The organism is Citrobacter meridianamericanus (assembly GCF_041320245.1).
Taxonomy (GTDB): domain Bacteria; phylum Pseudomonadota; class Gammaproteobacteria; order Enterobacterales; family Enterobacteriaceae; genus Citrobacter; species Citrobacter meridianamericanus.
Window position 1 is genome coordinate 1,890,822 of sequence record NZ_CP101036.1, and the last position, 21,003, is coordinate 1,911,824.

18 protein-coding genes and 1 tRNA gene are annotated in these 21,003 nt (G+C 51.4%); 4 read left to right on the plus strand and 15 right to left on the minus strand.

Translation table 11 applies throughout. The features are described 5' to 3' along the window. Positions 1–55 precede the first annotated feature (55 nt). The 4 genes from narP to NMD08_RS08995 all read right to left on the minus strand — a co-directional run bounded on the left by narP (position 56) and on the right by NMD08_RS08995 (position 3,071). Positions 56–703, minus strand: a complete 648-nt coding sequence (gene narP, locus NMD08_RS08980) for a nitrate/nitrite response regulator protein NarP (RefSeq protein WP_016153764.1) — start codon at positions 701–703, stop codon at positions 56–58. A gap of 197 nt (positions 704–900) precedes the next feature. After that, positions 901–977: transfer RNA gene (locus NMD08_RS08985), tRNA-Pro, on the minus strand. Between the two features lie 74 nt (positions 978–1,051). After that, a complete protein-coding gene (yejM, locus tag NMD08_RS08990; protein ID WP_151219868.1) occupies positions 1,052–2,812 on the minus strand; it encodes an LPS biosynthesis-modulating metalloenzyme YejM in 1,761 nt (586 codons plus the stop codon). Between the two features lie 31 nt (positions 2,813–2,843). Then, a complete protein-coding gene (locus NMD08_RS08995) occupies positions 2,844–3,071 on the minus strand; it encodes a YejL family protein (RefSeq protein ID WP_003027506.1) in 228 nt (75 codons plus the stop codon). A gap of 134 nt (positions 3,072–3,205) precedes the next feature. Between NMD08_RS08995 and yejK the strand changes: the two genes are divergently transcribed. Continuing rightward, positions 3,206–4,213, plus strand: a complete 1,008-nt coding sequence (gene yejK, locus NMD08_RS09000) for a nucleoid-associated protein YejK (RefSeq protein WP_151219867.1) — start codon at positions 3,206–3,208, stop codon at positions 4,211–4,213. Between the two features lie 101 nt (positions 4,214–4,314). Here the strand turns inward: yejK and rplY are convergent, their stop codons facing one another. Further along, the gene (gene rplY, locus NMD08_RS09005) at positions 4,315–4,599 is read right to left on the minus strand and encodes a 50S ribosomal protein L25 (RefSeq protein WP_006683755.1); all 285 of its coding nucleotides are present in this window, start codon (positions 4,597–4,599) and stop codon (positions 4,315–4,317) included. A gap of 124 nt (positions 4,600–4,723) precedes the next feature. Continuing rightward, positions 4,724–6,484 (minus strand): DEAD/DEAH box helicase, encoded by a 1,761-nt coding sequence (locus tag NMD08_RS09010; protein WP_151219866.1) that lies wholly within the window; start codon positions 6,482–6,484, stop codon positions 4,724–4,726. A gap of 150 nt (positions 6,485–6,634) precedes the next feature. Between NMD08_RS09010 and rsuA the strand changes: the two genes are divergently transcribed. The 3 genes from rsuA to NMD08_RS09025 all read left to right on the plus strand — a co-directional run bounded on the left by rsuA (position 6,635) and on the right by NMD08_RS09025 (position 9,226). After that, entirely contained in the window at positions 6,635–7,342 is a 708-nt protein-coding gene (gene rsuA / locus NMD08_RS09015; protein WP_151219865.1) for a 16S rRNA pseudouridine(516) synthase RsuA, read from the plus strand. 15 nt (positions 7,343–7,357) lie between these two features. After that, complete coding sequence (locus NMD08_RS09020) at positions 7,358–8,548, plus strand: Bcr/CflA family multidrug efflux MFS transporter (protein WP_151219864.1); 1,191 nt, start codon at positions 7,358–7,360, stop codon at positions 8,546–8,548. Between the two features lie 333 nt (positions 8,549–8,881). Further along, positions 8,882–9,226, plus strand: a complete 345-nt coding sequence (locus NMD08_RS09025; protein WP_087051313.1) for a YejG family protein — start codon at positions 8,882–8,884, stop codon at positions 9,224–9,226. Positions 9,227–9,229: 3 nt separating this feature from the next. Here NMD08_RS09025 and yejF read toward each other — a convergent pair whose 3' ends face one another. From yejF to NMD08_RS09070, 9 genes are all read right to left on the minus strand, one after another. Next, positions 9,230–10,819, minus strand: a complete 1,590-nt coding sequence (gene yejF / locus NMD08_RS09030) for a microcin C ABC transporter ATP-binding protein YejF (RefSeq protein WP_151219863.1) — start codon at positions 10,817–10,819, stop codon at positions 9,230–9,232. Between the two features lies 1 nt (position 10,820). Next, a complete protein-coding gene (locus NMD08_RS09035; protein ID WP_151219862.1) occupies positions 10,821–11,846 on the minus strand; it encodes an ABC transporter permease in 1,026 nt (341 codons plus the stop codon). Further along, on the minus strand, positions 11,846–12,940 hold the full coding sequence (locus tag NMD08_RS09040) for a microcin C ABC transporter permease YejB (protein WP_003834575.1): 1,095 nt from the start codon (positions 12,938–12,940) through the stop codon (positions 11,846–11,848). The genes NMD08_RS09035 and NMD08_RS09040 overlap by 1 nt, the downstream gene beginning before the upstream one ends. After that, positions 12,941–14,755: an extracellular solute-binding protein gene (locus tag NMD08_RS09045; protein ID WP_151219860.1), complete on the minus strand. Its 1,815-nt coding sequence runs from the start codon at positions 14,753–14,755 to the stop codon at positions 12,941–12,943. It abuts the gene before it with no gap. A 99-nt stretch (positions 14,756–14,854) separates the two neighbouring features. Continuing rightward, positions 14,855–16,414: a cyclic di-GMP phosphodiesterase gene (locus NMD08_RS09050; protein WP_370619998.1), complete on the minus strand. Its 1,560-nt coding sequence runs from the start codon at positions 16,412–16,414 to the stop codon at positions 14,855–14,857. A gap of 172 nt (positions 16,415–16,586) precedes the next feature. Further along, on the minus strand, positions 16,587–17,156 hold the full coding sequence (gene mepS, locus NMD08_RS09055) for a bifunctional murein DD-endopeptidase/murein LD-carboxypeptidase (protein WP_003027474.1): 570 nt from the start codon (positions 17,154–17,156) through the stop codon (positions 16,587–16,589). A 413-nt stretch (positions 17,157–17,569) separates the two neighbouring features. Continuing rightward, complete coding sequence (locus tag NMD08_RS09060; protein WP_370620000.1) at positions 17,570–18,283, minus strand: phosphatase PAP2 family protein; 714 nt, start codon at positions 18,281–18,283, stop codon at positions 17,570–17,572. A gap of 34 nt (positions 18,284–18,317) precedes the next feature. Further along, positions 18,318–19,304: a GTP-binding protein gene (locus NMD08_RS09065; protein ID WP_210904554.1), complete on the minus strand. Its 987-nt coding sequence runs from the start codon at positions 19,302–19,304 to the stop codon at positions 18,318–18,320. 119 nt (positions 19,305–19,423) lie between these two features. Then, positions 19,424–20,890, minus strand: a complete 1,467-nt coding sequence (locus tag NMD08_RS09070; protein WP_151219857.1) for a mannitol dehydrogenase family protein — start codon at positions 20,888–20,890, stop codon at positions 19,424–19,426. Positions 20,891–21,003: the final 113 nt, after the last annotated feature.

Consider the following 21,003-nt stretch of genomic DNA (forward strand, 5'->3'; position numbering starts at 1 on the left):
CTAATGCACGTGACTTGTAGACCCGATAAGCGTAGCGCCATCGGGCAATATCTGATTACTGCATGCCGCGCGTTTGTAAAAACAGGATGGTGGCAGCTACACGAGAACGCACGTTGAGTTTGCGCAGCAGATTGCGAATATGCACCTTCACCGTCTGTTCAGAAATATTCAGCACTGATGCAATCTGTTTGTTCGACAGCCCCTGAGCCAGTTCATGTAACACATCCAGTTCGCGTTCGGTGAGAATGCTGAATGGATCTTCCTGGGCGCCAAACAGGTCGCGCTCACGCAAATATTCGCTAACGCGGGTACTAAAGGCTTTACCGCCTTTGGCGCCGCTGCGAATGGCCTCCAGCAGAACTTCAGGATCGCTGTCTTTAAGCAAATAACCATCCGCGCCGGCATCAATTAAGGCATACACATCGCTGGCGGCATCCGAAACGGTTAGAATAATAATTTGCGCGGTGACGCCGTCCCGACGCAGCGCATTCAGGGTATCCAGCCCGCTCATCCCTTTCATATTGAGATCCAGCAGGATCACATCAAGGTCAAGGCGATTTGCCAGATCGATAGCACTGGCACCGTCACCCGCTTCCGCGACTACGTTAAAGGCGGGATCAAGTTGCAATAATTGACTAATTCCCCGCCGCATCAGTGGGTGGTCGTCGACAATCAGCACCCGAAAAGGCGTTGCTTCAGGCATACTATTCTCCTGAGTTTTTATTAGTATCATTATTGTTTTCAGCGCATCAATCGTCCAGATTCATCGCGCTGATAAGAGGATAAATTTTACCCCAATTTGTGCATGGGTAAGTAGTAAAACCTGTGCAGAAAAGGGTGGGAATGCTGAATAATGGACATAAAAAAACCAACCCGAGGGTTGGTTTTTTTGGGGATTTTTGGTCGGCACGAGAGGATTTGAACCTCCGACCCCCGACACCCCATGACGGTGCGCTACCAGGCTGCGCTACGTGCCGACGCTATGGCTGCTAATACTACTGCTTTCCGCTACGAATGCAAGAGGATGTCTCGCTAACTGATTTATAATTAATCAGTTAGCAATAAATCGCTTCTCATCCGTCAGAACCTGTAACAGCAGACTTAGCTGCGGTTTCTGATCTTTTATTTTCTCGCCGCGTAAATTATAGGTCTGATAATTACCGTTGTTATTCAGCACCAGCGTCATCTCCGGTGTGGTAACGGCCATCGTGCTGCCGTCGGCGGCAGTAACCCAGTAATGGCGGCGGGTTGCATTGAACAGATCCTGCCCCTGTGAGTATTCGTTAGCAGGTGTACTGACGTGCAACAGGCGCTGCATTAGCGTTGTCATCAGGTCTGTATGATCGGTCAGACTATTGATGCGCTGGGCAGGCGTTCCCGGCCAGTGAATAACCAGAGGAACCTGCAGATGACCGCGTGACCAGGCAAAGTTGTTCTCTTCCTGCGTCAGCGGTACGCCCCGACCAGCGGTAATAATCACCACCGTGTTATCCAGTTTACCTGAGTCGCGCAGGGCGCTAATAACGCGGTTGATGTTGGCATCCACATCCTGAGCGGCGCTGGCATAGCGTTTGGCAAAATTCTTCTGGTTGCTGTCATCAAGGTTCGTCCCGTTAAAGGAGACCCACGAGAACCAGCGGTTATCTTCCTGCGCGTAGCGTCCCAGCCAGTTAATCCACTGGCTTGCGGTTTGTTCGTCAGATTGCGTTTGCACGCTTGGCATGGAGAAATCTGACAGCAGCGCCTGGCGATATAGCGGGCTGGTAAAGCCGTCCGAGGAGAATAGCCCTAACTGATAACCCTGCTGGTTCAGCGCGGATATCAACGCCGCAGGCGTTCGGGTCGATAAAATGCCGTCCATGTAGCTTGGCGATACACCATAGAACAGGCCAAAAATCCCGTTATCCGTGGTGTTGCCAGTGCTCATGTGACGCGTAAAGGAGATATTCTGCCCGGCGAATTCAGCCAGCGCAGGCATCTGCTTTTCAAAGCGTGAATAGTTCAGGCCGTCGACGGTGATCAGCAGGACGTTCTGGCCGGTGCCCATATCGCGATAGCGCAGTTCGCTGAGCGGGTATTGTACGGATACTGCTTCCGGATTCCCCTGCTCGATCAGGCGACGCTGGTACTCTTGCGCATCCAGCAGACCATGTTTTTCCAGGAACTTACGCGCCGTCATCGGGTAGGAGAGCGGCAAGTTTGCGCGCTGCATGGTAATCGGGCGATAGAAATTGGCATCCGCCCAGATATACACCACGTGCGAGGCGATAAAGCAAATGAAGAAAAATGCGGCTAACGGTTTGGCAAAATGGCGGCGACGCGTCAGGCTACGTAGCTTTTGCCAGCTCCAGGTCGCAAAGAGCATTTCAATTAACAGAATCACTGGCACACTGATAAACATCAGTTGCCAGTCACGCGCAGCTTCATTCTGGTCAGGGTTGATGACCAGTTCCCAGACGATCGGGTTGAGGTGCAGATGGAAGCGGGTGAAAACTTCGCTGTCGATGAGCAACAGCGTCATGCCAGCCGTCGCCAGAATCGCTGACAAGAATCGCATCAGCCTCTGGGACATGACGATAAACGTCAGGGGAAACAGAATCAACAGATAGGCGGCAAAGACCAGAAAACTAAAATGTCCGACCAGGCTTACATAGGAATAAATGCGACCTGCAAGCGTTGTCGGCCAGTCGGCGACAAACAGGTAACGGCTACCGAGTACCACGGCCAACAGAATGTTGAACAAGGCAAACCAGTGCCCCCAGCTAACCATCTGGGAGACTTTCTCACGGTAGCGCTGACGATGAGTTACCATAAACTGTTGTTCGTTTCCCCGGAGCAGGCTCTTAATGCGCTTGGTCGTCGTTTACCGAAGACTGCAATGCGCGGGCAAAAGAGTTGGCAATCGCCTGGCGCTGGGCCGGTGCGATGCTTGTATTGATAAGGTTAGTTACCATATTTCCCAATACCATCAGGGAAAGATCGGTCGGCGCCTTATGTTTTTCCAGTACGTTGAGCATCTCATTCAGCAGTTGTTCAACGTGTTCGTCACTATAGCGGGAAATTTGTGGCATAAATCGAAATCAGTCTGTTCATGAAAGGGCAACATATTACCGTACAGACAGTTTTTTTTCTGCTTTTTTATCTTCTATTGCGTCACTGCCCGGCAGGTGGTTGAATACCGCCCGGTCTAAAAGGAGAGTTTATCATGAGTCTGGATATCAACCAGATTGCCCTGCACCAGCTTATCAAACGTGACGAGCAGAATCTTGAGCTGGTCTTGCGCGATTCATTACTGGAACCGACAGCGACCGTTGTCGAGATGATGGCTGAGCTGCATCGGGTATATAGCGCCAAGAATAAAGCCTATGGCCTGTTTAGCGAAGAGAGTGAACTGGCGCAAACGCTGCGTTTACAGCGTCAGGGCGAAGAGGATTTTCTGGCTTTCAGTCGTGCCGCGACCGGACGCTTGCGGGACGAGCTGGCGAAATATCCTTTTGCCGACGGCGGCATTGTCCTGTTCTGCCATTACCGATATCTGGCGGTAGAGTATCTGTTGGTCGCCGTGCTGAACAATTTAAGCAGCATGCGCGTCAATGAAAATCTGGATATCAATCCGACGCACTATCTGGATATCAATCATGCGGATATCGTGGCGCGCATTGATTTAACCGAGTGGGAAACTAACCCGGAGTCCACGCGCTATCTGACGTTCCTGAAAGGGCGGGTAGGGCGCAAAGTCGCCGATTTCTTTATGGATTTCCTCGGTGCCAGCGAAGGTCTGAACGCCAAAGCGCAAAACCGTGGTTTGCTGCAGGCTGTCGATGACTTTACCAATGAGGCGCAGCTCGATAAAGCTGAACGCCAGAACGTGCGTCAGCAGGTGTACAGCTACTGCAACGAGCAGTTACAAGCCGGTGAAGAGATCGAGCTGGAGTCGCTGTCTAAAGAACTTTCCGGTGTCAGTGAAGTTAGCTTCAGCGAATTTACCGCTGATAAAGGTTACGAGCTGGAAGAGAGCTTCCCTGCGGATCGCAGTACGCTGCGTCAGTTAACCAAATTTGCTGGCAGCGGCGGTGGGTTAACTATCAACTTCGACGCCATGTTACTGGGTGAACGTATTTTCTGGGATCCGGCGACGGACACCTTGACCATCAAAGGTACGCCACCGAACCTGCGCGACCAGCTGCAGCGCCGCACGTCGGGCGGGAAGTAAAATGTTAATGCCGGATGGCGGCGTAAAGCCATATCCGGCCAACCGATAAGCCCCATAAAAAAACCCCGCCGAGGCGGGGTTTTTTTTCAACTTGTAGGCGATTACGCGCGAACGAAGTCGATGTGAGTCAGCTTCGGCTTGAACGCATGACGCTGTACAGCCTGAGCTTTAACTTTAACTTCTTTACCGTCAACAACGATGGTCAGAACTTCGCTGTAGAATTCAGCTTTAGCTTGCATGTTCATAACTGCATCGTGATCCAGTTCGATAGCAATCGGGGCTTCTGCGCCACCGTAGATGATTGCCGGGAACTTGTTAGCGGCACGCAGGCGGCGGCTCGCACCCTTACCCTGCTCTTTACGTACTTCAGCGTTGATAGTAAACATTTAAATCTCTCTTTAATAATTCCTGCTACAGGCGACCCAGCAACAGGTAAGTGATCTGCTTTGCGTATGCAAAAGCGGGCGAGATTCTATACTCAAACGCCTGGCACATCAATCAAAAGTACGATTAACCGCGTAATTCATGTGCCCGACGAAAGCGTCCTTCATAATCGAAGACCTTTTCACGTACCTGCCAGTACTGACCTTTCATGCGCGCCACCACGAAATCAGGATGACGTAACAGCGCCTGCTGGGCGAGGATATCGGCGGCGGTTATCCAGCGTAAGGGAATGCCGGGCGTTCGGGTATGCGGGCGAATAAACAGTTGTTCGAAGGCCGTTCGCTGCGCGGGAGTGTGCAGGCGAAAGCGTTCGCTGACGTCGGCGCCATCTTCATCGTAATAGGTTATTTTCAGCCATTCGCCTTTTTCATCCTGCCCATTTTGTAGCGCCATCCCGCTACAGCGCAAAACCAGCGCATCTTTAAGCCTGAGCGCGGCTTTCAACATGTCATCCGGGTCAACCAGCACCGTGTCGCACTCCCGGCAGCGGCGGGCGGCGATGTCATTTTCCGCATTGCACTGTGGGCAGTTTTTAAAACGGAAACGAAAATCGCACTGTTCTCGATGGCCGTCATCATCTTCAAACCATCCCTGACAGCGGCGGCCAAAGTGCTCAATCAGCGTGCCGTCGGCCGTTGTTTTGCCCCAGAAGGTGTTGGCAAAGCCGCAGGCAGGGCAGAACACCTGTACCGGAACGTTGTCGCTTTTCCCTTTCGGCGCACCGACTTCCGGCGCGTACAGGTCGTGCGGGTTGCCAGCGTAATCGAGGATCAGACAGTCGGTTTTACCCGGCGCCAGGCGCAGCCCACGGCCGACAATTTGTTGGTAAAGGCTAACTGACTCGGTCGGGCGCAGAATGGCGATAAGGTCGACGTGCGGGGCATCGAAGCCGGTGGTCAGGACCGACACATTCACCAGATAGCGAAAGTGTTGGGCTTTGAACTCTTCAATTAACACGTCGCGTTCAACGCCAGGCGTGTCCCCGGTGATTAGCGCGGCATCGTCAGCAGGTAGCAAACCCAGAATTTCCTTGGCATGCTCAACGGTGGCGGCGAAAATCATCACCCCTTTACGCGTCTGGGCAAACTCGACAATCTGGCTGATGATATGCGGCGTTATTCGCTGCTGTTTTTTCAGTTCCTGATTCAGGTCCGCTTCGCTAAACAGGCCGTTACTCTGCGCCTGCAGGCGGCTGAAATCATATTGCACGACCGGCATGTCAAGGCGTTCTGGTGGCGTCAGATAACCGTGTTTAATCATGTAGCGCAGTGGTAATTCGTAAATGCAGTCGCGAAACAGCGCTTTTTCATCGCCGCGCACCATTCCGTGATAATGAAAATGATAAATCCAGCCTTTGCCCAAACGAAAAGGTGTGGCGGTAAGCCCGAGCAGGCGTAAGTGGGGATTTACTTTGGTCAGGTGAGTGAGGATTTGCTGATACTGACTCTCTTCATCATCGCCAATACGGTGACATTCATCGACGATAAGCAGAGAGAATTCTCCCTGAAAGGCATCCAGATTACGTGCCACCGACTGTACGCTGCCAAATACCACTTTCCCGTGGCTCTCTTTACGCTTCAGACCTGCGGCAAAAATATCGGCTTCCAGCCCCAGCGCGCAATATTTGGCGTGGTTTTGCGCGACCAGTTCTTTGACGTGCGCCAGTACCAGTACGCGACCGCGCGCCACGCGGGCCAACTCGGCAATCACCAGGCTTTTGCCCGCACCGGTTGGCAGGACGATCACCGCCGGCGTGCGGTGATGGCGAAAATGGTTGAGCGTGGCGTCAACAGCTTCTTTTTGGTACGGGCGAAGAGTAAAAATCATGGGCTCACTAAAATAAACAATAACAAGGAGTAGTATGCCATGAATCATTTCTCTTGAGGGATGGTGTAACGCCGCTATACTGGGCGGATAACGGTCCCACTTTTCGGGCGTAAACCCGATTCTCGTATTTTTACAGGCAAAATCACACTCATGCGACTTGATAAATTTATCGCTCAGCAACTCGGCGTCAGCCGCGCTATTGCCGGGCGTGAGATCCGTGCTAACCGCGTTACCGTCGACGGTGAAATCGTCAGAAATAGCGCTTTTAAGCTGCTGCCAGAACACGACGTAGAATATGACGGTAATTCCCTGGTTCAACAAAATGGCCCACGCTATTTTATGCTGAATAAGCCCCAGGGTTATGTATGCTCAACGGATGACCCGGATCACCCGACGGTGCTCTATTTCCTTGATGAACCGGTGGCCTACAAACTGCATGCGGCAGGGCGTCTTGATATCGACACCACCGGACTGGTGCTGATGACCGATGACGGACAGTGGTCGCATCGCATCACTTCGCCGCGTCACCATTGCGAGAAAACCTATCTGGTGACGCTGGAGTCGCCAGTGGCAGATGATACCGCCGAACAGTTTGCCCATGGTGTACAGTTGCATAATGAGAAAGACCTGACCAAGCCAGCCTTGCTGGAAGTCATTACGCCAACTCAGGTGCGCTTGACCATCAGCGAAGGGCGCTATCATCAGGTTAAACGTATGTTTGCAGCCGTGGGTAACCACGTTGTGGAACTGCACCGTGAACGGATTGGTGACATCAGACTTGATGATGATCTGGCGCCGGGTGAATATCGTCCTTTGACCGAAGAAGAAATTGCCAGCGTTAACTTAACCCCGCGTTAATTTCAGGAGCTAAATGTGACCACCCGGCAGAACTCGTCAATTGCCATTGTCTTTATCCTTGGCTTGCTAGCCATGTTGATGCCGTTGTCGATTGATATGTATCTTCCGGCACTGCCTGTTATCTCTGAACAGTTTGGTGTGCCAGCTGGTAGCGCGCAGATGACCCTCAGTACCTATATTCTGGGGTTTGCAGTGGGTCAACTGTTCTATGGTCCAATGGCAGACAGTCTTGGACGCAAGCCAGTGATTCTGGGCGGGACGCTGGTGTTTGCGGCGGCGGCAGTGGCCTGCGCACTGGCGCAAACCATCGATCAGCTGATCGTGATGCGTTTTTTCCACGGCCTGGCTGCTGCAGCAGCGAGCGTGGTTATCAACGCCCTGATGCGTGATATCTATCCGAAAGAAGAGTTTTCGCGCATGATGTCATTCGTCATGCTGGTCACGACTATCGCGCCATTAATGGCGCCGATTATCGGTGGCTGGGTGCTGGTATGGCTGAGCTGGCACTACATCTTTTGGATCCTCGCCGTGGCCGCTATTCTGGCGTCGGTGATGATCCTTACTCTGATCAAAGAGACTTTGCCGGTAGAGCGTCGCCAGCCGTTTCGCCTGCGTACCACTATTGGTAACTTTGCTTCGCTGTTTCGCCATAAACGCGTGCTGAGTTATATGCTGGCCAGTGGGTTCAGCTTTGCCGGGATGTTCTCGTTCCTGAGCGCCGGCCCCTTCGTCTACATTGAGATCAACCACGTTTCACCGCAGCATTTCGGCTATTACTTCGCGCTGAACATTGTGTTCCTGTTCGTGATGACCATCATCAACAGCCGCTTTGTTCGGCGGGTTGGTGCATTGAATATGTTCCGTATTGGCCTGTGGATCCAGTTCGTGATGGCAGGCTGGATGGTCTTTAGTGCATTGTTCGGGGTTGGCTTCTGGGCGCTGGTGGTAGGCGTTGCGGCGTTTGTTGGCTGCGTGTCGATGGTGTCATCCAACGCCATGGCGGTGATTCTCGATGAATTTCCACATATGGCGGGAACGGCGTCATCGCTGGCAGGGACGTTCCGCTTTGGCATTGGCGCTATCGTTGGGGCGCTGTTATCTCTGGCTACCTTTAACTCGGCCTGGCCAATGATATGGTCGATAGCATTTTGCGCAACCAGCTCAATTCTCTTCTATCTCTACGCCAGTCGCGCCAAAAAACGGTGATCTATTACACAACCTGGGGGCCATAAGGCCTCCAGAGTTGATGTACATCAACCGCAAATCTATCATTTTCCCCGCGTATGTTTATTTTATGTAAAATCAATTTATGTAAAAAGTCACATCATTGTAGTTAAAAAGGTTGAGTTAGATCGCAGAAACGAGTACATATAGCGCGGAAACATGCCTGAACCGTTGAATAAATTTAAATAGTGGGTTCGGAAAGCGTCGTAAAGACTGGGTGTAAACGTTTACCAACTGTCTAAAGACGTATTGTCAATAATGTGTTAATATTGATGTAAAATAATTGTGAAGTGATTGTGCTTCCAGGGAAAGAAAGTGATGACATTACAACTCTCAATCGTTCATCGTCTGCCGCAGTGCTATCGTTGGTCGGTGGGTTTCGCAGGTTCAAAGGTTGAACCGATTCCGCACAACGGTCAGAGCAATGAAAACAGCCTGGTGGCTCTCAAATTGCTTAGCCCTGATGGTGACAGCGCATGGTCAGTCATGCACAAACTTAGTCAAGCCCTCAGCGACATTGAGGTACCTTGTTCCGTGCTGGAATGCGAAGGGGAGCCGTGTCTGTTTGTGAATCGTCAGGATGAATTTGCCGCGACCTGCAGACTGAAAAATTTCGGCGTGGCCATCGCAGAACCATTTTCAAACAACAATCCGTTTTGAGCGTCAGCTTAGCGCAAGTAGCTGACGCGTATACGCCTGCTGTGGCGCGTTAAATACGTGCTCGCATTGCCCTTGTTCCACGACCTCTCCCTGACGTAACACAATAACCTGATGGCATAACGCGCGTACGACGTGCAGATCATGGCTGATAAAGATATAAGCCAGCCGATGCTTTTCCTGTAAAGACTTTAACAACGTCAGGATTTGCGCTTGTACGGTTCTGTCGAGCGACGATGTTGGTTCATCCAGAACGATCAGGGAGGGCTTGAGAATCAATGCCCTGGCAATAGCTATACGTTGACGCTGGCCGCCAGAGAACTCCGCCGGGTAACGATGTCGCGTTTCACTATCCAGTCCCACTTCCTTCATTACCGCCTTCACCTGCGCTTCGCGCTGTTCGGCTGAAAGGGTAGGCTGATGAACGCGCAACCCCTCCTCAATAATCTGTAGCACGCTCAGGCGCGGGTTCAGCGAGGAGTTGGGATCCTGAAAGACCACCTGTATGCGGTGACGGATCGGCAACAGCTGGCGACGATTTAAGGTATGCAGCGCCTGACCATCGAACACAATGCTTCCCTGTGAGGTGATTAACCTCAGGAGCGCGAGTCCGGTAGTGCTTTTCCCCGACCCTGACTCACCGACAAGCCCCAGCGTTTCACCGGGTCGCAGAGAAAAACTGATATTGTTAACCACGACGTTGTGGTCCACCACACGCTTCAGGATACCTTTGCGGATGGGGAATGCGACGCACAGTTTTTCCACTTCCAGCAGCGGGGCTTGCCCGGCTGGTAAAGGTATCGGGTCGCCGGAAGGTTCGCTGTTTAACAATTTCTGCGTATAGGGATGCGTTGGCGCACTGAGCAACTGTGCGGCATGATTTTGCTCAACACACTGGCCGTTTTGCATGACTGCTACGGTATCGGCCAGTTTTTTCACAATGCTGAGGTTATGGGTAATGAACAGCAATCCCATGTTCAGCTCACGCTGCAATTCCCGCAGCAGCTGCAGGATCTGCGCCTGGACGGAAACGTCCAGCGCGGTGGTGGGTTCATCGGCAATCAGCAGCTCCGGTCGCGTTAGCAGCGCCATGGCGATCATCACGCGCTGGCGTTCACCGCCGGACAGCTGGTGCGGGTAGTCTGCGAGTCGTTTGGCCGCCTGACGAATACCGACACGATCAAGACAGGTCAGTATTTCTGCACGCGCGGCCTCCCGACGCATTCCTCGATGCAGCGACAGCACTTCATAAAGCTGTTTTTCCAGGTTGTGAAGTGGGTTTAGTGACACCATTGGTTCCTGGAAAATCATGGCGATCTTATTCCCCCGCACGCCGCGAAGCACTTGCTCATCGGCGTGAAGTAATGATTCGCCATGAAAACGGATATCGCCGGAAAGGTAGACTACCGGAGGGGAGGGTAACAACCGTAAAATAGACAGCGCGGTCACGCTTTTACCTGAGCCGGATTCACCCACCAGTGCCAGCGTTTGCCCGGCATCAACGCGCAGTGACAGACTGTTGACCACGGTGCGCACGGTGTTCTGTTGGCGAAAACCTACCGATAAATTGTCAATAGCTAACAGAGGTTGTGTCATCTTAAATCGCCTTGTTGGGATCGAACGCGTCGCGTACCGCTTCACCAATAAAGATCAGTAGCGATAAGAGCAGGGCAACGGAGATGAACGCGGTAATGCCAAGCCACGGTGCCTGCAGGTTGTTTTTACCCTGCAACAGGAGTTCTCCCAGCGATGGCGAGCCAAGCGGTAAGCCAAACCCAAGAAAATCCAGCGAGGTCAGGGTCGTTATCGAGGCGCATAAAATAAACGGTAAAAAGGTCAGAGAGGCAACCATCGCATTGGGTAGCATATGGCGCAGAATAATACTGCGATCGCTCACGCCGAGCGCCTGAGCGGCACGAATGTAATCAAAGTTTCGGGTGCGTAAAAACTCCGCGCGCACCACGCCCACCAGGCTCATCCAGCCAAACAGCACCGTTATGCCCAGCAGCCACCAGAAGTTAGGCTGGACCACGCTCGACAACAAAATGATCAGAAACAGCGTTGGCATACCTGACCAAACTTCAATGAAGCGCTGCCCCCACAGGTCCACCTTGCCGCCATAATAGCCCTGGATTGCGCCAGCCATTATCCCCATCACGCTGGAGCACAGAGTTAGCATTAAACCAAACAGAACAGAAATACGTGTGCCGTACAGGATCCGCGCCAGCACGTCACCGCCGTTGGCATCCGTTCCCAGCCAGTTTTGTGCCGAAGGCGGGGAAGGGAAGGGCTTATCGGTGGCAAAGTTAATGCTGGTAGCACCAAAGCGTATTGGCGCCCACAGGATCCAGCCCTGGTCTTCCAGGCGCTGCTGTAGCCAAGGATCCTGATAATCAGCCTGGGTCGCCAGCGGTCCGCCGAAGTCGCTTTCACTGTAGTTTTTGAACAAGGGGAAATACCAACTGTTGTCGTAGCGCACCAGCAGCGGCTTATCATTGGCAATCAGTTCTGAACACAGGCTAAGGCCGAACAGCACCAGAAAAATCCACAGCGACCAATAACCGCGACGGTTATGGCGAAAACGCGCCCAGCGGGCCTGATTGACGGGGCTTAATCGCGACATTAACGTCCCTCAAAATCAATACGGGGATCGACCAGCGTATAGCTGATGTCACTGAGGATATTCAGCAGCAGGCCGATCAGGGTGAAGATATAGAGCGTGCCAAACATGACCGGATAGTCGCGTGATACGGTGGATTCATATCCCAGTAGCCCCAGACCATTAAGCGAGAACATCACTTCAATCAGCAGCGAGCCGGTAAAAAACATACTGATAAACGTCGCCGGGAAGCCCGCGATTACCAGCAGCATGGCGTTGCGAAACACATGTTTCCAGAGAATATTCTTCTCGCTGACCCCTTTGGCGCGTGCGGTGACGACATACTGTTTGCGTACCTCATCCAGAAATGAGTTTTTGGTCAGCATGGTCAGTGCGGCAAACCCGCCAACCACCGTTGCAAGCACGGGTAAGGTAATATGCCAAAGGTAGTCGGTCACTTTCTGATACCAGGGCAGGGAGTCAAAATTGGCGGAAACCAGGCCGCGCAGCGGGAACAGGTCGTAGTAGCTACCCCCGGCAAAAAAGACGATCAGCAAAATGGCAAACAGAAAGGCCGGTATGGCATAGCCAATAATAATAAATGCGCTGCTCCAGACATCAAATCGGCTGCCGTTATGAACCGCTTTGCGGATCCCAAGCGGTATCGACACCAGATAGATGATGAGCGTACTCCATAGACCCAGCGTAACGGAAACTGGCAGGCTGTCTTTGATAAGTGTCAGTACTGAGGCGCTACGAAACAAACTGTCGCCGAAATCGAAACGAATATAGTCCCAAAGCATTTTGAAATAGCGCTCATGAATGGGCTTATCGAACCCGTAACGCCGAGTGATTTCGGCGATGACTTCCGGGTCAAGACCCCGGCCGCCGCGATAATTACTGTCGCTAATGTTACCAACACCGGTTTGCGCGTGGCTGGCGCGAACGCCTTCACTGCCCGCACCAGGTAATGCCCCGCTTTGCCCGAACTCAATAGCGGCGACGGCCTGCTCAACTGGGCCGCCGGGGGCAATCTGCACGATAAAAAAATTGATCGTAATGATCGCCCAAAGCGTTGGGATCACCAGCAGCAGGCGTCGAATCAGATAAGCGCCCATTTATTCTCCCTGCCGTCTGGCAGCGGGCAGTTTCGCCGCTTTGTTGACGTCATACCACCAGTTGTCGAGGCCAATGGTATAAATTGGGCGAATAGCCGGATGCGAAAATTTATCCCACCAGGCGATACGATCCTCTGCCATAAACCACATCGGCAACATGTAGTAATTCCAGGTTAAAACCCTGTCCAGTGCCCGACCGAGTGGGATAAGTTTGGCTTTATTACCTTGCGCGGCAATGATTTGGCCAATCAGGTTATCGATTACCGGGCTTTGCACGCCGGGAGCGTTGTAGCTGGAGTCAATATAATCAGAAGCCCACAGAATTTGCAGGTCAGAACTCGGCCATGGCATCGCGCGATACAACCTTGGCATCATGTCATAGTCGCGACTGCGCAAGCGGTTGGTGATTTGCGAGTTATCAACCTGACGGATGTTCATCGTAATGCCTAAGCGTTGCAGGTTGTGTTGGAACGGCAACACCCACTGACTGTTGCTACCCGCCGGGAGCAACAGCTCAAAGCTCAGGGGTTTACCGCTGACGCTGTTTACGCGTTGCTGCCCCTTGAGTACCCATCCGGATTGTTCCAGTAAGGTATCAGCTTTCAACAAGTTCTCACGATCGTAGCCATCGCCTTTTGATTTTGGCGGCTGATAGATTTGGCTGAAGACCTCAGGAGGGAGATCTTTTTTCAAAGGGGCGAGAATCACCAGTTCATCTGCATCGGGGTATTTTGTAGCAGCATATTCGGTATTCTGAAAATAGCTGTTGGTCCGGCTCCAGGCGTTATAGAACAGTGCTTTATTCATCCATTCAAAATCAAAGGCCAGGGTGATGGCTTCCCGCACCCGTCGGTCACTGAACACCGGACGCTGAATATTAAATGCCAGCCAGCGCGTATCCTGGGCGGATTCATTTTTTTGTTCATCTTTAATGATGTAATGATTCGCGAAATTTTTCCCGGTATAACGCGTCGCCCAGTTTTTGGCATCGTTCTCAAGACGCAGGTCAAACGCCCCGGCCTTAAACGCCTCAAAAGCGACGTTATCATCCAGGTAGTAGTCGTAGCGGATAGTATCAAAGTTCCAGCGTCCGCGATTGACGGGCAGATTAGCGGCCCAATAATCTTTGACGCGCGAATAGACAATATACTGGCCCATTTTCCATTTCGTGATGCGATAAGGACCGCTGGCGAGCGGAGGTGAGGATAGGGGGTCGCTGAGCTTATGATCTTTCCAGTACTTCTCTGGCATCACGGGTAATGAAAACAGGCTGAGCATGTCCTCTTTACCCGGTTTGGCTAATTCAATGCGTACGGTTAATGGCGCGATGGCTTTTACCGTTGTTCCCTTGTAGACCAGACGAAACTGCGGCACGCCTTCGGTCATAAATTTGTGGAAGGTGAATGCGACATCGCTGGCAGTAATGGGAGAACCATCATGAAAACGCGCTCGTGGATTAATGGCGATTTCCACCCAGGAATAGTCGTCAGCATAGCGTGCGCTGTCGGCGATGAGTGGATAATAGCTGCCAGGTTCATCGTCAGAGGTAGTAAACAGCGTATCGTAGAGGGTTTCGGTACGCGCACCGGGGTTACCGCGCATTGCATAGCGGTTGAAGTTATCAAAAGTGCCGATGGCGGAGAGAGTGATTTGCCCGCCTTTGGGGGCCGCAGGGTTTACGTAATCAAAATGATTAAAGTTGAACGCGTACTTCGGTTCACCCAGTACGGCAAAAGCATAGCTTTCTTTGATGGACTGCGCCTCGGCGCTAAACCCGATGAGGGCGATAAACAGCAGCAATACGCGAGGGATCATTAAAAGCGATTTCCTTTTCCTGCCACAACCCGACAGGCATCATGCCTGAGAGATAAGAGATGCGGCGGCGAGTGAGAGTCTATGATTCGCATACTGCGATCACCACGTCGGCTTATTGGGCTGCGCCATCCAACGCACGAAATCAGCAAGCTTTAATGGTCGGCTAATCCAGTATCCCTGGAAAAAATGTACTCCACGCTCGCGCAGCCAACGGGCTTGCTCAGGTGTTTCAACCCCTTCAGCAACTGTCAGCATATTAAGACGTTTAGAGAGTGTCAACACGGCGTCCAGAACCGGAGAGGTCAGGGTTTCCGTCCCAATGGCGTTAATAAAGCCGCGATCGATTTTCAGGTAGTCAACGGTAAAGCGCTCCAGATAGATAAGTGCGCTATGACCTGTGCCAAAATCATCAATGGCAATTTCAAAACCTGCTGAATGCAACCATTCAAATAGCTCGATTGCCTTGTGTTGATGCAGCATATCCCGCTCGGTGATTTCCAGCACCAGTTGAAAAAAGTGTGCGGGAAGACAAGTGTACAGGCGTTGAATATCATCTTTAAACGTCTCGCCGTGTAAGTGCGTTGGCGCGATATTGATCCCCAGTTTTGCGCCCGCGGGCAATGCTTTTTGTAGCATCGGTGCGTCCTGGGCTATCAGCTTAAAGAGGTGCTGGGTTAGCGGCACAATCATTTTCTGTGATTCTGCGTAGTGAATAAAGGCATCCGGAGGGATCTCACCGGTGGTCGGGTGATGCCAGCGTAATAGTACCTCGACACCTTTCACCTCCAGCGTTTGCACCTCTACGACGGGCTGGTACACCACATAAAACTGATTGTGTTTGATGGCGTTAAGGATATCTTTCCCCGGGCGTAAACGGACGGCATAGATGTAGTACCAGAGAAGGAGGGCGGTCATGATCCCGGCCAAGCATCCGAGCATGATGGCGTATCCCACATCTTTATACGTCCACCGATCCGCGTAAAAACGCACCTCCAACGGGAATGTAGACAACCGTGCATTATAGGATGGGATGGCAGGGAGTTTGGACGCAGGGATTAATTGTTCGGAAAACGTGGTGATAGCCGTCTTCCTGACGATGAGTGCTACGCCGTTGAAATCATCTTGCCTGGCGTTATAGAGAAGATAGGGGGCCAGGTTAACATTCAGAGTGGCAAAAACGCCGCTGTTCTGTAATGAATGATTGCGATACCAAATGAGTATTGCCGGTTTATTCGGCATCATTGGCGTACCGGGCTGGAGATCCATATCGATATCTTTCGTCATGTCCAGAACGGGAACCAACTGCTGAAGAGGAGTATTCATTGGACCGGTTGCTGAAGAGCAGAAAGCGATACCGTCTTTTACCAGTAAAAAGGCCCGAACATTCAGGCTAAACGCAGCGCTGGAAGTGAGTTGAGCTGAAGCTTGCGAGCAGGTGTCTTTTACCAGAGGCTGTAGCGTGTTGGTGGTGGTTTCAAGGTCAACGAAGAAACTTTCTATATAACTTTGTATGTTAGACGTTAGCGTGTCGTACTTTGCGTTTCGTTGATGCCATGACATAAAAAACTGCAGTGAGCTGACGAGTAACGCGACGACTATCCCCGTTATAACGCAGGTGAGCAGGAGTTTACGTTCGGAAGAAGAGGAGCGTCTTAACATAGTTCCTTATGTTTACCTGAAGTAACCATTTGTCCTGTATGAATATAACCTGAAATGATTCATGTTGTGAGATTTTTCTTAGTCACAAAAGCAACGCAAAAAAAAGCACTGCCGTAGCAGTGCTTTTTTATATGTCTCATCAGGATAGCCAAGGGATAGCTGCCAAACGAAATTAACTGCGGCTCAGGACCCGGCGAGCTTCGTTGTAACGCTTTTTCCAGTAAGGTTCGTTCATGCTGGAAATGATAACGCCACTGCTGGTCGAGGCATGTACGAACTGGTTGTTGCCGATATAAATACCGACGTGTCGGCCAGTAGAGCCAGCACGGAACAGAACCAGATCGCCTGTGCGCAGATTAGTGCGCGAAACGGATTTACCCGTTTCCTGTTGTTCGTAGGTTGAGCGAGGAAGCTCTAAACCAAATTGCTCGCGAAACGTACGCTGTACGAAGCTTGAACAATCAATACCTTTTTTAGTGCTGCCGCCAAGGCGGTAACGCACGCCTTTCCAGTCAGCATACTGGTCCATAATACGTGATTTAACATCAATATTACGCACCATATTTTCAAATTCATCCTGAGAGGCTTGCAGTGAAGAGTTATCTCCATTGCCCACAGCATGCGTCTCAGAATGCATATTCCTGGCGGTGTTCGTTGTGCTACATGCAGAAAGCAGAACCGCAACTGCTATCGCGGGTATGCCCCGCAAGATATATCTCAAAATCGGTTGAGATTTGACCATTTTGTTTGTTTTCCCTTGAAGTCCTTAACGATAAATATCGTTATAAAAAATGCCAAACGTGACGAGACTAATTACCATCGCACGATGAGACAATTCTTTAAGGTCAAATCTGTGGCAGAACGCACAAATTTATTCGTAAAGAGAATAATTACCCTGCGAGGCAAAACGAGTTCGAGATTACCCGATCGCTCCGGTCATTGCGAGTGATTTTACGTGATTTCTTATAAGAAAAATTGATACAGAAAGTGAATAAACGGCATTGTATAAAATAAGAACAATCAGAGGAAAAAACAGGCAACTCATTCATTTGCAACATGAATAATGTGACAGGAGAATGACAATCAGAATGATGAAATATCGGCAAGCATCATCAGGGAATCAGAAGTATCCCTGATGATGTTAATTACTCTGTGTTATTTGTTTGAAAATTGTTTGTTTTTACCAGGCAGATAATTCACGAACAGCGTGACTAATCGGTCGCTTAATGGCGTCATTAACCACCAGGGAAGTCCAATCAAGACGACCATCATGGAACCGACCACGATATCGGTGAGCCAGTGAGCGCCAATCATTACGCGCGGGAAGGCAAAAACCACAGTGATAATAAGGCCGATTATGCCTGCGATTTTTCCGAAATAACGCAGCATAAATGCGGAAAAAATAAGCAGCATCATACCGTGGTCGCCGGGGAAACTGTCTCTGGACGCATCTTTGGTTGGAATATGCAGCAGCTCGCTGACACGATAAATATTATCCAGCATCAGAGTAGGGCTGGCCCGTTTAACGGGAATTAGCGCCTGACCCAATTGATTTAATACCACGGCGGTGAGCAGCATTACCAGGCCAATAGCCACAATGCGTCGGCGACCTTCCGACGCCTCTTTCAGCCAAAAGTGCAGCATCAATGCGCCCATTGCCAGCAATGAGCAGCCATCAAAGGCCCGATTATTGGTGATAGCAACAATCCATAAAAACAACGGGTTTTCCACCAGCTTCTGATTAAAGAAGCGGAAAACATCCGTATCCAGTGAGGACCAGACCCCATGCCCGGTTGGAATATACCAGGACAGAAATAGCGCCAGACCCGCAATATTAAGCAGGAGAATAAGAGGATATCGGGTTTTCATCGTCGTTTACCATTGCTATAAAACGAAGGCAACCTTACGCGCCACCATCTAAACGAAGTCTCAACAACGCGCCCTGTAACGCATTCCAGTCGGTCTCGGTATCGGAAATAAGTTCAATACGGCTATCCGGTGGCGCAACATTTTGCGTTTCAATATGCCAGTCATCTCCCTGGCGGTTAATGCGTACCAGTCCTTCTTTAATACGCATTACCCCCTTCACGCGCCCTACGGGGGCAAGGCGTGACCATTCCAGCAGGCCGATGGTATCGAAGACTGTGTCAGCGTCAAAAATCCAACCGCAGGCCTGATGGCCCTGTCCGCTGTTCAGGCTGCGCCGCCAGCGCTGTTGGGCAGGCAGACTCAATGCCGCCAGCCCCTTTTTATCGGCATGACTATGGGTATGCTCAGCGCTTGCAGGAAGCTCCGCCAGGTTTAGTCGGGGCAAGTCCAGTAGTTGACCGTCAATTTGCCCATGGTCGGCGTGAACTAACTGGCGATTGCCGCCGTAGAGTTGCCACCAGCTTTGCAGGGCATTTTCGCTTTCCGCTGTGGCGCGGTCGGCTTTGTTGGCCACTATGATATCCGCGGCGGCCAACTGGTCGCGGAAATTGTCATTGGCGACGCTTTTTTCATCCAGTAACAGCCGCGGGTCAAGAATACAGAGGGTCGCACGCAGATCGATCCACGGTTCGTAAACCGGTGCGGTGAGTAAATCCAAAATCTGTTTTGGGTGGCCGAGGCCAGTGGGTTCAATCAGCAGACGGTCAGGTTTTCCCTGACGTAGCAGCGTATTGAGGCCAACCTGCATCGGCAGACCGTTAACGCAGCACATACAGCCGCCGGGGATCTCTTTTAGCAGTGCGCCGCTGTCGGCCAGCAGCGCGCCATCGATGCCTACTTCGCCAAACTCATTGACCAGCACGGCCCACTTCTCTGCGGGATTTTTGTTCGCCAATAGATGAAGAATAGAGGTGGTTTTGCCACTGCCAAGGAAACCAGTGATGAGATTGGTTTTAGTCACATTTACTCCAGAATCATAAATAACCGTAATGGCATTTAACAATCCTGGCGAAAAACGGCGAAAAAGAGAAGGGGTGAGAGGACGAAGACGCACTTCGTCCGGTTTAATGGCAGAAATCGTTAATTATTTAACGTGGTAATGACAGCCTGATGTGCTCCGTATTGAGTAATACGTTGCCAGGCTTTTTCAATCGCTGCGACAAACTGCGGATTCTGGACGAGATCGGGAGCGAAAATTTCGCGCAGCGAAAGCAGGGCGCTGACACGTTCTGATTCAGTGCTCTGTTTAACCAGAGCGGTAATCTTCTCACTTAGCGGGTCACGAATATCAATTGCGGCGCCTGAGTCATCCACGCCGCTCACGTAACGCATCCAGCCGGCGACGCCGAGCGCCAGCAGCGGCCACTCGCTTTGACGTGCTAAATGTACGCGGATCCCTTCCAGCATTCGCTGGGGTAATTTCTGACTACCATCCATCGCGATTTGCCAGGTTTTATGCTTCAGCGCCGGGTTGGCAAAGCGCTCAAGCAGACTTAGTGCATATTGGTCCAAATCCACATCGGTAATTTGTAGTGTGGGGGCCTGTTCCTTGAGCATCAGCCGGTAAGCGGCTTCACGAAATGCGCGGTCCTGCATACATTCGCTAATATGCTGGAATCCGGCCAGATAGCCGAGATAAGCGAGAAATGAATGACTGCCGTTCAGCATCCGCAGTTTCATTTGTTCCCATGGCAAGACGTTTTCGACCATCTGCACACCCGCTGCTTCCCATTGTGGGCGGCCAGAGACAAAGTTGTCTTCAATCACCCACTGGATAAACGGTTCGCAGCTGATTGCGCAAGGATCGGCCACGCCCAGTTCGTGGGTAATTTCAGCCAGTGATGCTTCGGTAGCGGCAGGAACGATCCTGTCCACCATAGTGCCCGGAAAACTGACATGCGCCAGGATCCACTGCGCCAGTTCAGGTGAGCGTTTTTTCGCCATTCCCAGCACGGCGTTCTTTACTACGTGACCATTGTCCGGGATGTTATCGCAGGAGAGGACGGTAAACGGTTGCAGTCCACGTTCACGTCGACGGTGCAGTGCTTCAACAATAATTCCGGGCGCGGAGTGCGGTTCAGCCGGTGTCTGCAGATCGTGAATAATACGCGGATTAGAGAGATCCAGCGAACCTGTTGCCGGATCGATACAGTAGCCTTTTTCAGTAATGGTCAATGAGACAATCGCCACCTGAGGCTCGCAGAATTTTTCAATAATGGCTGTCAGCGAATCCAGCGTGGCGTTCAGACATTCGTTGACGGCGCCGATAACAATCGGCTGGTTGCCGTTAGCCCCTTTTTCTAACACCGTAAATAAATGATCCTGTTCGCGCAGCTGACGCATCAGCCGATCGCCGCTAAACAGGCTGATTTCGCAAATTCCCCAATCTCCGCCTTGCGCATTCAGCACCCTGTCGGTCAATAACGCCTGATGGGCGCGGTGAAAAGCACCGAAACCAAAATGCACAATCCGCGTTTTTAATTGCTGGCGGTCGTACTGCGGCATCATGACATTTTCCGCCAGTGGCGCTGAGGCAATAGTTTTCATTAAATACACCTGATTAACCATTAATTAACAATGCCAGTATAAAGTTATATGACAGCAAATTAAATTGGTGTGCCTCATTTATCAGGGGAATGTGAGCTGGATCAATCAATGAC